Origin of the sequence: Halobiforma nitratireducens JCM 10879 (assembly GCF_000337895.1) — an archaeon.
GTDB classification, from domain to species: Archaea; Halobacteriota; Halobacteria; order Halobacteriales; family Natrialbaceae; genus Natronobacterium; species Natronobacterium nitratireducens.
The window spans coordinates 15,224-27,504 of the sequence record NZ_AOMA01000077.1 but is presented as its reverse complement, the minus strand read 5'-3'; the positions used below and the strand labels follow the sequence as shown (position 1 = coordinate 27,504).

At 64.6% G+C, this 12,281-nt stretch carries 14 protein-coding genes; 3 read left to right on the top strand and 11 right to left on the bottom strand.

What is annotated here, in order from left to right; genetic code table 11:
- Nucleotides 1-64 precede the first annotated feature (64 nt).
- The 4 genes from C446_RS07445 to C446_RS07430 all read right to left on the bottom strand — a co-directional run bounded on the left by C446_RS07445 (nt 65) and on the right by C446_RS07430 (nt 3,606).
- Nucleotides 65-832, bottom strand: coding sequence for an amino acid ABC transporter ATP-binding protein (locus C446_RS07445; protein WP_006672473.1), 768 nt, complete (start codon nt 830-832; stop codon nt 65-67).
- On the bottom strand, nt 829-1,551 hold the full coding sequence (locus C446_RS07440; protein ID WP_006672472.1) for an ABC transporter permease: 723 nt from the start codon (nt 1,549-1,551) through the stop codon (nt 829-831). The genes C446_RS07445 and C446_RS07440 overlap by 4 nt, the downstream gene beginning before the upstream one ends.
- A gap of 12 nt (nt 1,552-1,563) precedes the next feature.
- Entirely contained in the window at nt 1,564-2,523 is a 960-nt protein-coding gene (locus C446_RS07435) for a substrate-binding domain-containing protein (protein WP_006672471.1), read from the bottom strand.
- Nucleotides 2,524-2,769: 246 nt separating this feature from the next.
- Nucleotides 2,770-3,606 carry a proline dehydrogenase family protein gene (locus C446_RS07430; protein WP_006672470.1) on the bottom strand — a complete coding sequence of 279 codons (837 nt, stop codon included), beginning with the start codon at nt 3,604-3,606 and terminating at the stop codon, nt 2,770-2,772.
- 137 nt (nt 3,607-3,743) lie between these two features.
- On the opposite strand from C446_RS07430, the gene C446_RS07425 reads away from it, so the two are divergent.
- Complete coding sequence (locus tag C446_RS07425; RefSeq protein ID WP_006672469.1) at nt 3,744-5,279, top strand: aldehyde dehydrogenase family protein; 1,536 nt, start codon at nt 3,744-3,746, stop codon at nt 5,277-5,279.
- Between the two features lie 584 nt (nt 5,280-5,863).
- On the opposite strand, the gene C446_RS07415 is transcribed toward C446_RS07425, so the two are convergent.
- From C446_RS07415 to C446_RS07400, 4 genes are all read right to left on the bottom strand, one after another.
- The gene (locus C446_RS07415) at nt 5,864-6,715 is read right to left on the bottom strand and encodes a carbon-nitrogen family hydrolase (RefSeq protein WP_049920089.1); all 852 of its coding nucleotides are present in this window, start codon (nt 6,713-6,715) and stop codon (nt 5,864-5,866) included.
- Nucleotides 6,716-6,717: 2 nt separating this feature from the next.
- The gene (locus tag C446_RS07410; protein ID WP_006672466.1) at nt 6,718-7,149 is read right to left on the bottom strand and encodes an SRPBCC family protein; all 432 of its coding nucleotides are present in this window, start codon (nt 7,147-7,149) and stop codon (nt 6,718-6,720) included.
- Nucleotides 7,150-7,239: 90 nt separating this feature from the next.
- Nucleotides 7,240-7,464, bottom strand: a complete 225-nt coding sequence (locus C446_RS07405; protein ID WP_006672465.1) for a DUF7123 family protein — start codon at nt 7,462-7,464, stop codon at nt 7,240-7,242.
- A gap of 94 nt (nt 7,465-7,558) precedes the next feature.
- A complete protein-coding gene (locus tag C446_RS07400; RefSeq protein ID WP_006672464.1) occupies nt 7,559-8,515 on the bottom strand; it encodes a TIGR03557 family F420-dependent LLM class oxidoreductase in 957 nt (318 codons plus the stop codon).
- A gap of 108 nt (nt 8,516-8,623) precedes the next feature.
- Between C446_RS07400 and C446_RS07395 the strand changes: the two genes are divergently transcribed.
- Nucleotides 8,624-9,601 (top strand): ABC transporter ATP-binding protein, encoded by a 978-nt coding sequence (locus tag C446_RS07395; protein ID WP_006672463.1) that lies wholly within the window; start codon nt 8,624-8,626, stop codon nt 9,599-9,601.
- Nucleotides 9,598-10,371, top strand: a complete 774-nt coding sequence (locus C446_RS07390) for an ABC transporter permease (protein WP_006672462.1) — start codon at nt 9,598-9,600, stop codon at nt 10,369-10,371. Before C446_RS07395 ends, C446_RS07390 begins: the two co-directional genes overlap by 4 nt.
- Before the next feature lie 16 nt (nt 10,372-10,387).
- Here C446_RS07390 and C446_RS07385 read toward each other — a convergent pair whose 3' ends face one another.
- The 3 genes from C446_RS07385 to C446_RS19050 all read right to left on the bottom strand — a co-directional run bounded on the left by C446_RS07385 (nt 10,388) and on the right by C446_RS19050 (nt 12,158).
- Nucleotides 10,388-10,918: a hypothetical protein gene (locus C446_RS07385; protein WP_006672461.1), complete on the bottom strand. Its 531-nt coding sequence runs from the start codon at nt 10,916-10,918 to the stop codon at nt 10,388-10,390.
- A 109-nt stretch (nt 10,919-11,027) separates the two neighbouring features.
- A complete protein-coding gene (locus C446_RS07380; protein ID WP_006672460.1) occupies nt 11,028-11,630 on the bottom strand; it encodes a DUF420 domain-containing protein in 603 nt (200 codons plus the stop codon).
- A 186-nt stretch (nt 11,631-11,816) separates the two neighbouring features.
- Nucleotides 11,817-12,158 (bottom strand): HalOD1 output domain-containing protein, encoded by a 342-nt coding sequence (locus tag C446_RS19050; protein WP_006672459.1) that lies wholly within the window; start codon nt 12,156-12,158, stop codon nt 11,817-11,819.
- Nucleotides 12,159-12,281: the final 123 nt, after the last annotated feature.

The window sequence follows — 12,281 nt, the reverse complement described above, 5'->3', positions numbered from 1 at the left end:
CGGGGTCCGAGTCGGTCGGAAACGCGCAGACGGGAGCCAGACGTCCTCGAATCGGTCGGTCGCATCAGTATATCAGTTCGCCGTCGATAAACTTCCGGGTCCGTTCGTCCGCAGGGCTCTCGAAAACCGTCTCGGTATCGCCGACCTCGATGACGCCGTCCCCGAGCAACACCGCGACCCTGTCGGCGATACGCTCCGCCTGGTGCATGTCGTGGGTCGCGATGGCGACGCCGATACCGCGCTTTTTCGCCTCGAGCACGGCGTTCTCGATAACTGCCGTGTTACGGGGATCGAGGTCGGAAGTCGGCTCGTCGAGGAGCAACACGTCCGGTTCGTAGGCCAGCGCACGGGCGAACGCGACCCGCTGGGCTTCGCCCCCGGAGAGCGACGCCGCGTCCTGGTTGGCTTTCTCCTGTAACCCGACGGTCTCGAGAGCCTCCATCGCTTCGATGGTTTCGGCGGGCATCCCGACGAGCGCCGAGAGTTCACGACGGAGTCGGCCGATCCACGACTGCCGAACGCGGAGCCCGTACTCGGCGTTGCGGCGCACGGTCGCGTCGAAGAGACTCGCCTCCTGAAACACCATCCCGATCCGGCGACGGAACTCGAGTCGTCGCTGTTGTGACCCGGTCCAAACGCGCTCGCTCCCAAACTCGATCTCGCCTCGGTCGGGCGCGTCGAACAGGGCAAGCAGGCGCAACAGCGTGGATTTCCCCACGCCGGACGGGCCGATGATCGCGAGTACCTCGCCGGATGGCACGGACAGCGACACCCCCTCGAGGACCGTTTCGCCGTCGTATCCGTGGTGGACATCGATCGCCTCGAGGGTCATCCGTACCGTCCACCCCCGTTTCCGAGCCGGACGACGATCGCGTTGACGACTAACACGAGGACGACGAGGATCGCACCGAGGAGCATCGCCGTCTCGAACCGGCCCTGTTCGGCCTCGAGCTGTATCGCGGTCGTGAGCGTTCGCGTGACCGAGGTGCCGTCGGAGGCGGCGATGTTCCCGCCGACGATGAGAACGGATCCGACCTCGCTGATCGCCCGCCCGAAGCCCGCGAGCACGGCGGTCGCGATGCCGTAGCGGGCTTCTTTGATCGTCACGATCGCCACGTCGACGCGGGTCCCGCCCAGCGCGTACGCCGCGTCGCGGACGTTCTGTTCGACGCTACTGACCGCGGCGAGACTGACGCCCGTGATGACGGGGGCGGCGAGGACGAACTGTGAGATGATCATCGCCTCGGTCGTGAACACGAGATCCCACGAGCCGAACGGTCCCTGGTTCGAGATCGCAAACAGCACGACGAGGCCGACGACGACGCTGGGAAACCCCATCCCGGTGTTGATGACCGACGTGAGAAGCGTCTTCCCGCGAAACTCCTTGAAGCCGACGAGGAGGGCGACGGGGAGGCTAACCAGCGTGCTCAACGCGACCGCGGTGAGACTGACGTACAGCGAGACGCGGACGATGCTCCGGACGTAGTTCCACTCGAAGGGGAACTCGACCACCAGTGGCGTCAGCACCGCGAGTCCGGAAGCGAGTGACATCGATGATCTGGGTTACTCCCCACCGTTCGAACGCCGCCATCCCTCGGGAACGTACTGTCGGAAATTCGGTTCCGCAGACAGCGCTTCGGCGAAGAACAGCTGTTCGCCGTTGGCCGTGTATCCCTCGATGATCTCTTGGCCCTCGACGCTCGTGACGTATCCGATGTACGCCATCGCGAGGTCGTAGTTGACATCGTGAACGGCGGGGTTGACGGCGACGATCCCGTATGGGTTCAACAGCGCTTCCGGACCGCCCTCGACGGGCCCCTCGAGGTGTATCTCGAGACCGATCTCCTCGCGCATATCGAAATACGTCCCGCGGTCGGCCAGCGTGTACGCTCCCTGCATGTTCGCCTGGGTCAGAACGTCGCCCATCCCCCCGCCGCCGTCGAGGTACCATTCGCCGAACTCGTCGACGGTCAGCCCCGCTGTCTCCCAGAGTTCGAGTTCCGTCGCATGCGTTCCGGAGTTGTCACCCCGGGAGACGAACGTCGATCCGGAGTCTGCGATCGCCGTCAGCGCCGCGTCGACGTCTCTCGAGCCGGCGACGCCGGCAGGGTCGTCCGGCTCACCGACGACGACGAAGTCGTTGAACATGAGGTCGCGACGGTTGACCCCGTACCCGTCCTCGATGAACTCGTCCTCGAGCGAGCGGGCGTGAACAATCACCACGTCCGAGTCGCCGCGGCGAGCGGTCTCGAGGGCTGCCCCCGTCCCCTGTGGGACGGTGTCGACGGTGACACCGTAGCGGTCCTCGAACGGCGCGTTGAGTTCGTCGAGCAGTCCGGTGGTGTACGTACTCGTCGTCGTCGTGAGGGTCAGCCGCTCCCCGCTGATCTCCGTCGGCCTGGACTCGTCGTCCCCGCCCGACTCCAGTACGGCACCGTCACCGCCGAGAGCCGCACAGCCGGCGAGTCCGGCTGCGGTGCCGCTCCCGACCGCGGCGAGGAATCGCCGGCGTTGTATCGTCATAGATACTACGTCTGACGCGGCGATAAAATAGGTTGGGGTACCGAATAACCGAATGTCGTTCTGCTCGGTGGAAATCGGGGACTGATTCCGCCGAATGTAACTGGGAAAGATTACGTCAGACTCGAGGTACGAACGGAGGTGGGACGGTCACTCGTCACTGACGGCAGGCCCAGTACGTGCCGTGTCGTCACGGTCGTCCGAAACCGGACCGCCCGGAGCCGTCACCGATCGCGTGTGGCGTGCCGATCAGTTCACGATGGCCCGCAGTGCGAACAGCGCGTTCTCCTTTCGCTCGCGAACGCGCCGGTAGAAGTAGGAGAACCACTTGTTCCCGTAGGGGATGTACTGATAGACGTCGACCCCCTCGGCGGCCAGTTCGTACTGTGCGTCGGTTCGAACGCCCATCAACATCTGGATTTCGTAGGGCGTCCCGTGCTCTCGGTGGAGGTCGCGAGCGACGGAGACGAACTCCGGATCGTGACTGCCGATCGCGACCCCGTCGTCGAACGACTCGAACATGTACTCGATGAGCTTTCGGTACTCCCGGTCGACGCGATCCTTGTCCGTGTAGGCGACCTCGCTGGGTTCGTCGTAGGCTCCCTTGACGATTCGGACCTTCCCCGGAACGTCCGCCAGCCGCTCGAGGTCATCACGGGTTCGCTTCAGGTTGGCCTGCAAGCAAAGACCCATTCCGCCCTCGTGTCGCCGGACGAGGTCCTCGTAGGCGTCGAGCGTGTTGTCGGTCGTGGTGTAGTCTTCCATGTCGACCCAGACGAACACATCCCGTTTCGCGCCGCGGTTGGCGATCTCCGTGAGGTTGTCTTCGAACGTCTCGGCACCGATATCGAGCCCGATCTGTGATGGTTTGACCGAAATACAGGCGTCGATCTCCGACTCCGCGATATCGTCGATCAACTGGAGATAGGCGTCGGTATCCGCCGTCGCGTTGGCGGGATCGTCGTAGTGCTCGCCGAGGAGGTTGAGAATACCCGCGACGCCCCGATCGTTGAGCGTCCGGACGTGCTCTAACGCCTCCGCCGGCGACTCACCCGCGACGAATTTGCTCGCGATGGGAGGAATCATTCGTTCGTATTGCTCGAGACAGGGACTATAAGCCACCACCCGACCAATGCGTTAGGGTCGAATTGGACAGAAATAAAGAATGATACGTCGACCATGATCGGTGGGGCTTACATACGTTCAGGGAGTAACGACAAACCATGTCGCAACAGACCGGTACGCAAACACATCAGCATTACATCGCCGGCGAGTGGACCGACGGCACCGGCTCGGAAACGTTCGAGAGCGAGAACCCCGCAACGGGCGAGACCCTCGCGGAGTTCCACCGTGGCACCGAAGACGACGTCGACGCCGCACTCGAGGCTGCGGAAGACGCCTTCGAGGAGTGGCGCGAACTGTCCTACATCGACCGCGCGGAGTACCTGTGGGACATCTACCACGAACTCCGTGAACGTCACGAGGAACTCGGCGGGATCGTCTCCAAAGAGTGTGGCAAGGAGATTTCGGAAGGGAAAGCCGACGTAACCGAAGCCTGGCACATGGTCGAGTGGGCTGCAGGGAACGCCCGCCACCCACACGGCGACGTCGTGCCGAGCGAGGTCGGCAGCAAGGACGCCTACATGCGCCGCAAGCCACGCGGCGTCATCGGCTGTATCACTCCCTGGAACTTCCCGGTCGCGATCCCGTTCTGGCACATGGCCATCGCACTCGTCGAGGGGAACACGGTCGTCTGGAAGCCCGCCGAGCAGACGCCGTGGTGTGGTCAGATCATCGCCGAGATGATGGAAGACGCGGGTATCCCCGACGGCGTCTTCAACATGGTACAGGGCTTCGGCGACGCCGGTGCCGCGATCAGCGACGACAGTCGCGTCGACACCGTCCTCTTTACCGGCTCCGCGGAGGTCGGCCACGAGATCGCCAGCAAGGTCGGCGGCGAACCCGGCAAGCTCGCAGCGTGTGAGATGGGTGGCAAGAACGGCATCGTCATCACCGAGGAAGCCGACCTCGACATCGCCGTCCACTCGGCCGTGATGTCGAGTTTCAAGACGACAGGACAACGCTGTGTCTCCTCCGAGCGCCTGATTGTCCACGAGGACATCTACGACGAATTCAAACAACGGTTCGTCGACATCGCCGAGGACATCGCCGTCGGCGACCCCCTCGAGGAGGACACGTTCATGGGGCCAGCCATCGAGGGCGACCACGTCGAGAAGATCCGCAAGCACAACGAACTCGCCCGGGAAGAGGGCGCGAACGTCCTGGTCGACCGGTTCGAACTCGCCGAAGACGAGATTCCCGACGGCCACGCCGAGGGCAACTGGGTCGGTCCGTTCGTCTACGAGATCGACTACGACACCGACCTGCGCTGCCTGAAAGAGGAGTGTTTCGGCCCACACGTCGCCCTGCTCGAGTACTCTGGTGATATCGAACGTGCCCTCGAGATCCACAACGACACGCCCTACGGCCTCGCGGGCGCAGTCATCTCCGAGGACTACCGCCAGATCAACTACTTCCGTGATCACGCCGATATCGGACTCGCGTACGCGAACCTGCCGTGTATCGGCGCTGAGGTCCAGTTGCCGTTCGGCGGCGTCAAGAAGTCCGGCAACGGCTACCCGAGCGCCCGCGAGGCGATCGAAGCCGTCACCGAGCGTACGGCCTGGACGATGAACAACTCGAAGGAGATCGAGATGGCACAGGGCCTCTCGGCCGACATCATCACGAACGACGACTGAGTCGCAAGCACCGACACACAGCGACCGAGTCGATCGTTTTCGAGCGTCCGAACACACGGTCGGCATTTCTGCCCGGCGAGCGACTACAGTAGTCACTGCAAGTCAGTGCGCACTGATCGCCGGACAGGTCGGCGACCAGTGTGCAACTCGTTGCAGTTGGTACTCCACTTCTCGAGCCGTCGCTTCCTGAGTTTCGGCTCCCAGCTTGCGGTCGACTCCTCGAGTTATCGAGAGTTGTAGGCACGAGTGCGGTGAACGCTCGTCGGACAGCTCGAGACCGATCGGGTAGGGACGGGCAACGAGGACGGCGGTCGGACTAAACGTGAAGACGGCATCGGAGTCGACAGCGAGGGTAAAGGCGAAGGCGAAGGCGAAGGCGAGGAGACGGGTGTGGACGCTCGTTCCCGGGAGACGAGCGTCGACGGGCCGGGTCGGGTCGGATCGGATCGAAGCCGGAGCGACGCGCGATGCCGGTTGCGACGTGAAAAGCGTCGGATACCGGCACCCAGACCAAAGCACCCATCGAACAAAAAGTCAGCGGTCGGAGCCAGTCTCGAGGGGATCGGTACCCGTTTACCGAGCGCTCACAGCCGCCGATCCTGCAAGGCGGGAAACTCCTCACGGACGTCGGCAACCCGCGTCGGATCGACATCGGCCGTGACGAGCGCCGGTTCGTCGCCGCTCGAGGCCAGCGTTACGCCCCACGGATCGTGGACGGTCGACCGGCCCAGCAGGGCCGCATCGGCCTCGGGAAACTCGCCGCTGCCGTTGATCGTCGCGACGTAGCACTGGTTTTCGATCGCTCGTGCCCGCGAGAGGGTCTCCCAGTGCTCGACACGTGGGTACGGCCACGCGCTCGGGACGAGCAGTAGTTCGGCGCTCGGCTCGGCGTCGACCAGCCGACGGTACAGCTCCGGAAAACGGAGGTCGTAGCAGGTCGTCACACCGATGCCGACGCCACCGACGGTCGCAGTCTCGATGCGGTCGCCGGGAGTCAACAGCTCGGCCTCGGAAGATTCGTAGCCGAACAGGTGGTGTTTGCGGTAGACGAGTTGGCGGTCACCGTCGGCGTCGAACAGTGCGGCGGTGTTTGCTAGCCCCTCGTCGGCCGGCGTCGGTACCGTCTCGGTCGCCGCGAGGTCCTCGACGATCGTTCCGGCGAGGACGGCGATCCCGTGGTCGGCAGCGGCCTCGCGCAACCGCGTGAACGTATCGCCGGCGAACGGTTCAGCCAGTTCCTCGTAGCGGTCGAACGCGAAGAACCCGACGTTGAACAGCTCCGGCAGCGCGACAAGATCCGCATCCCGCGTGGCGGCCCGTTCGATCGCCTCGAGGGCGCGCTCGCGGTTGCGATCGATCGCGCCGGCTTCGACGGTGATCTGTGCAAGCGCGATCGACAGCGACTGTGATCGATCTGCCCCGTCGGCCGACGGCATCACTATCTCGCCTCCAGATGCCGCTCGAGCTCCCGCTGTAAGTTCCCGATCTCGTCGTCGAGGTTTCGTTCGAAGTACTTCTCGACACCGGGGAGTTTGCCGTCGACGACGAACCGGTTCTCGAGTCTCACGCCCCCTTCCGTTTCCACGATTTCGTGTTCACCGGTGACCTGCATCACTTTCGACCGGCCGACGAACTCGACGTACTCGGGTGGTTGGCGAGTCAGGTCCTCGGTTTCGACGGTCGCGGTCCGTCGAACCAGCGGAATCGGTAGCTCGACCTCCCAGGTCACCCGCCGCCCCTCCGAATCGTTGGTCGTGTACTCACGGACGACGCTGATCGCCCGCGCGCGGCTTTCGGGGTCGGCGATAAACTCCCAGACGGCTTCGGGGGACGCCGACAGCTCGAACGCCCGCTCGACCCGTACGGTCATGCCACTACGTCGGTGGCACACCGATAAAAAAACCGTGGAGTGAAACGGGGCGCTGGTGACCCGACGGCCCGTCGATCACCTCGAGGCCGATCAACTGACTGTAACTTTCCAGGTCGTCGACCGGGCCCGCCCCCACTTCTCGATGTCGACCTCGTCGGATTTCTCCGCGAGGTGAGGGAGGCGTGCGCCCACCTGTTTCGACGAGAGGCCGATCGCGTCCGCGATGTTTTTCGCCCGGAAGTACTGTTCTCCCCGGGCGGCACTCTCGCGGAGATACGAGAGGATCCGCTGCTCTTCGTCGGAGTAGTCGGTCATCGTCCGTACTGGCGCTATGATGCCGTCGGACTTAACTCTTAACGGCCGTTCGCGCCGATTCAGGCGGGATCGCCGCTCGCTCGAAGGGGTCGTGTTACCCGAACGACGGTATCACGTCCGTCTCGTACAACTCGATCGCCAGTTCCTGTTCGTCCCCGATCTGGTGGAAGTAGACGTGATCGTAGCCGGCGTCGATCGCCTGCTGGATACTGTCGACGTGCGCCTGTGGGTCGGGGTCGGTCAGCGTCGAAGACTCCACGATGTCGTCTCTCTCGACCATCTGGGCCGCCTGGTCGAAGTGAGCGGGCATCGGAAGCTCCTGGCTGAGTTCGCCGGGAACCGATCCGTTCGGCCAACTCTCGTAAACGGTCTCGACGGCCTCCGACTCGGTCTCGGCGTAGCAGCCATGGAGCTGGGTGTATCTGGGCCCGTCGCCGCCGGCGTCCTCGTAGGCCGCTACTGGTTCGTCTTTCGGTCCGGAACACCAGAGTCCCTCCGTTCGCTCGGCGACCCATCGGGCAGTCTGTGGCCCGAAGGCACTGCCGATCGTCGTCGGCTGTTCGTCCGGACAGGTGTACAGACGAGCGTTCTCGACGGTGTAGTGCTCGCCGTGGTGGCTGACCGTCTCCCCGGTCCAGAGCCCCCGCATCACCGCCATCGCCTCGTCTAGCATCTCGAGTCGAACGTCGTGTTCCGGCCACCGTTCGCCCGTCACGTGTTCGTTCAGGTTCTCGCCGGTACCGACGCCGAACGTGAAGCGATCGCCGAACATCTCGTCGACCGTCGCGACGGCGTGGGCGACGTTGACCGGATGAATTCGGATCGTCGGACACGTGACGCCGACGCCGACCTCGATGTCGTCGGTCGCTTGTGCGATCGCCCCGAGCGTCGACCACACGAACGGCGACTCCCCCTGTTCCGGTACCCACGGGTGGAAGTGATCGGAGATCGAGAGAAAATCGAAGCCGGCTTCCTCCGCACGTCGTGCGATCTCGACCAGTCGGCTCGGGCCGTGTTCCTCACTCGAGAGGGTGTAACCGATTCGGGTCATCCGGCCGAGTTACCACCGTCAGGCGCGTAATGATTGAGCCTGCGAAGGCAACACGCTGCGAGCGTCCAAACCGAACCCCTTACGCCCGGGCGGCCGATACCGGGCCGTATGGAAGCCGTGGTGGAGGCGACAGACCTCGAGCGAAGGTACGGTGACACCGTCGCACTGGCAGGTGCCTCACTGACCGTCGGACGGGGCGAGGTGTTCGGCCTGATCGGCCCGAACGGGGCCGGCAAGACGACGCTCGTCCGCGCACTGACGGGAACGACCGAGCCCGACGGCGGCTCGGCCCGCGTACTCGGCGAAGCGCCGGCCGACGTCGACCGCGACCGGCTCGGGGTCCTCCCGCAGGACTTCTCACCGCCGGACCGGCTCACGGCCCGTGAGCTAATCAGTTACTACGCGGGCCTGTACGACGACGCCCGTGACCCCGAGACGGTCCTCGCCGACGTCGGGCTCGCCGACGCCGACGAGACGTGGTACGAGAACCTCTCGGGCGGCCAGCAGCGCCGCGCCTGCGTCGGCTCGATTCTGGTCAACGATCCCGACGTCCTCTTTCTGGACGAGCCGACGACCGGCATCGATCCCGCCGGTCGGCGAACCATCTGGAGTCTCGTCGAAGAGCTCGCCGCCGGCGGAACGACCGTCGTCCTCACCACACACGATATGGCCGAAGCCGAGCACCTCGCCGACCGCGTCGGCCTGCTCGCCGACGGCCGGATCGTCGCCCAGGGGTCGCCGGACGAGCTCGTGGCCGTCCACGGCGGCGCGAGTCGGCTCACGATCGAGACGACCACCGATGTCGACGCCTTCGACGACCTCGAGTTCCCAGTCGAACGGGCAGAAAGCCGGCGGCGGTCGACGAACACCGACGCCGTCGTCATCAGGGACGTCACACCCGCAGAGATCGGCCCCGTCGTCGACTACCTCGAGGCCCGCGACCTCGAGTACACGGGGCTGAACTGGACCGAACCCGACCTCGAGGACGTCTACCTCGAACTGGCCGACGACGCCGAACGCGAACGGACGGCACGCGTCACACAGCGAGCGAACGCCGAGGCGGCGAACGCAGGTGAGACGCGATGAGCAGGCTCGGACGGATCCGGGCGGAGGCCGACGCCGGCTGGCGCTCGTTCGTTCGCCGTCGGACGGCGGTCTTTTTCACGTTCTTCTTCCCCGTCATCCTGATCGTCATCTTCGGTGCTCTCGTCCGCACGGACCCGGCGGGAGACGGGCTGTTCGCCGAACCGGCAGGCTGGTACATTCCCGGCTATCTCGCCGTGGTCGTCCTCTTTACGCCGCTGTCCCGGATGGGAAGCGAGGTCGCCCGCCACCGCGAGGGCAACCGCTTCGAGAAACTCGCGACGACGCCGCTGTCCAGATTCGAGTGGCTGCTCGCACAGACAGTCGTCAATGCCGTCATCATCGGCCTCGCCGGGCTGTTGATCCTCGGGCTCGTGCTCGCGTTGACCGGTGCCGAGATCGCGTTCTCCGCGCTGCTGGTTCCATACGTCGTCGTGGGAGTGATCTGTTTCTGTGGCATCGGCGCGATGCTTGGCAGCTACACCGACTCGCGTGACGGCGCGGTCGCGGCCAGTAACACGATCGCCCTGCCGCTTTTGTTCCTCTCGGAGACGTTCATCACGCTCGAGCAGCTCCCCGGCTGGTTCGAGCCGCTCGTGAACCTCTCGCCGCTGACGTACTTCGCTCGTGGCGTCCGTGCGGCAGCCTATCCCGACGCGACGACGCCGGCGGTCGCGGGAGTCGATCCCGCCCTCGCGAACCTCGCGATCCTGACTGCCCTCGCCGTGATTACGTTCGCGCTGGGCGCGCGGTCGATCCCGCGGACCGACTGACCGCTGTTGGTTCCGGCTACTGCTCGCTTGCCTCGCCCATTCGACCACTGTAATCCCAGCCGTACACCACCGCCGGTTCAATCGCGATTGTTACCTCTTCGCGCTCCTCGCGAAGCAGATTCTGGGCCAGTTCCGACTCCGTCCCGTCGAGGTACCGCTCGAGGAGCGCCCGGAGCGTCTCCTTTTCGGGATCGGGTGCGACCGACGCCGTGCCACGCCCGCGAACGCCGCCGTAGGGTGGCCGGTTCGTCGAGATTTCGAAGGCGACTTCGCTCTCACCCTCACCCTCACCCTCACCCTCGTCCCCGCCCTCGCCCTCGCCCTCGCTCTCCGGACTCGCATCCGTCGGGTCGTGGGTCAGATAGTCGACGACCGTCGCACTCGCCGATGTGGCACACTCGAGGGTCCGGTCCTCGCGGTAGCGATACCACAGCGAGAGCATCCAGAGGTGTCCCGACGGCGTCCGACAGGCGAGCCTGACCGGCACATCGTGGGTCGTGAGAAACTCGTCTATTTCCTCGACCGAAAGCGAGCCGCGAACGTTCATGCGAACGCTACGGTCGCAAGCAATATAACACCCGACGACGCCTGTGTGTGCCTCGAGTACCCTTGCTCCAGCCGCCGCACCGACGGGGCGTGAGACGGCTCGAGCGGCTCTAGAACAGGGGGACGAGCATCGCGGCGAACTCGTAGTCGTAGATGTGGTTGAGCATCAGGTACGTGACGATCCCGAGCACGAGGCTCAGAATCCAGGTTGCGGCCGCGATCCGACCGATCCGCGCGTGGGCCGTCTCGCGGAGTTCGGACGGGGTGTGGGTCAGTCCGAGCACCAGTGCATAGAGGACGACCGGCACCGCCACGATCGAGAGGACGATGTGGATCGCGAGCATGAGCAGATAGGCGTACCGGACCAGCTGGGGCCCCTGGAACAGCTTCTCGCCCCCGCCACCGACCCGGATCAGATAGACGACCAGGAACAGCAGGATCAAGGCGAACGCACCGACCATCGCCAGCCGGTGTTTTTCGACCTCGCCGGCGCGAATCCAGTACCAGCCGGCGGCAAGTAGGACGGTCGCGGCTCCGTTGATGACCGCGATCGCGTGTGTGAGCAGGTTGATCTGTGCATGTGTCAGATCGGGGTAGAGCCCGATATCCAGCACGAACGTCCCGATGACGAGCGCGTAGCCGACGATCGTCAGAAACACCGTTGCGCCGATCGGCCGCTCTCGGAGTCGACGTTTCGCGTCCGCGGTTGCCATTGTCGGTGGTTTGGAGAGCGTGCGTATTTGTCTTGCCGTTCCGGTTACTCGCACGACGGCGGGGTGGCGTCGGTATCGACGGGTGGTCAGCGAGGCTCGAGAGGACCGACTGCCGGTGCGGCAAACGGCTCCACGGCTGATATCTCGATTAGTGGCTACTGGGGAGAACGGTCGTTCGACGAGTGATCAAACGCCGTCGAACTCGGATTCGGATTCGGATTCCGATTCCGACTCCGACTCCGACTCGGACGCCGATTCCGAAAGCATCACGCTGCCACACTCGTCGACAGTAATCCCGTAGCCACAGAACTCGAAGAAGACGGACCCGCCAGGACGTGGTCGTCCGTCGGCGTGATGCTCGAACAACGCGTCGAGAGCGTCGGGATCGACGACCGCATGGAGCGGTTCGTACTCGGGGGGAGACAGCTCCCCGGGTGTGACTCCTTCCGCTTCCGCCACGGCCTCGATAACGGACTGGCTGGGAGACCGCTCGATCCGTTCGTCGACGCTATCGCCACCACCCTCCATATCGTGTCTCGGCACTTTCGAACCCGGCCGAATAAACCTGTCCTTGTGAATCGGCGATTCACCGCGTTAGCACTTCCTTTCCTTCGATATCGAAGTCCACGCTCCACGCACCGAGCGGACGAC

Coding starts and splice junctions, on each gene's coding strand:
- C446_RS07445 (WP_006672473.1), bottom strand. CDS start 832: ATGACCCTCGAGGCGATCGATGTCCACCACGGATACGACGGCGAAACG.
- C446_RS07440 (WP_006672472.1), bottom strand. CDS start 1,551: ATGTCACTCGCTTCCGGACTCGCGGTGCTGACGCCACTGGTGGTCGAG.
- C446_RS07435 (WP_006672471.1), bottom strand. CDS start 2,523: ATGACGATACAACGCCGGCGATTCCTCGCCGCGGTCGGGAGCGGCACC.
- C446_RS07430 (WP_006672470.1), bottom strand. CDS start 3,606: ATGATTCCTCCCATCGCGAGCAAATTCGTCGCGGGTGAGTCGCCGGCG.
- C446_RS07425 (WP_006672469.1), top strand. CDS start 3,744: ATGTCGCAACAGACCGGTACGCAAACACATCAGCATTACATCGCCGGC.
- C446_RS07415 (WP_049920089.1), bottom strand. CDS start 6,715: ATGCCGTCGGCCGACGGGGCAGATCGATCACAGTCGCTGTCGATCGCG.
- C446_RS07410 (WP_006672466.1), bottom strand. CDS start 7,149: ATGACCGTACGGGTCGAGCGGGCGTTCGAGCTGTCGGCGTCCCCCGAA.
- C446_RS07405 (WP_006672465.1), bottom strand. CDS start 7,464: ATGACCGACTACTCCGACGAAGAGCAGCGGATCCTCTCGTATCTCCGC.
- C446_RS07400 (WP_006672464.1), bottom strand. CDS start 8,515: ATGACCCGAATCGGTTACACCCTCTCGAGTGAGGAACACGGCCCGAGC.
- C446_RS07395 (WP_006672463.1), top strand. CDS start 8,624: ATGGAAGCCGTGGTGGAGGCGACAGACCTCGAGCGAAGGTACGGTGAC.
- C446_RS07390 (WP_006672462.1), top strand. CDS start 9,598: ATGAGCAGGCTCGGACGGATCCGGGCGGAGGCCGACGCCGGCTGGCGC.
- C446_RS07385 (WP_006672461.1), bottom strand. CDS start 10,918: ATGAACGTTCGCGGCTCGCTTTCGGTCGAGGAAATAGACGAGTTTCTC.
- C446_RS07380 (WP_006672460.1), bottom strand. CDS start 11,630: ATGGCAACCGCGGACGCGAAACGTCGACTCCGAGAGCGGCCGATCGGC.
- C446_RS19050 (WP_006672459.1), bottom strand. CDS start 12,158: ATGGAGGGTGGTGGCGATAGCGTCGACGAACGGATCGAGCGGTCTCCC.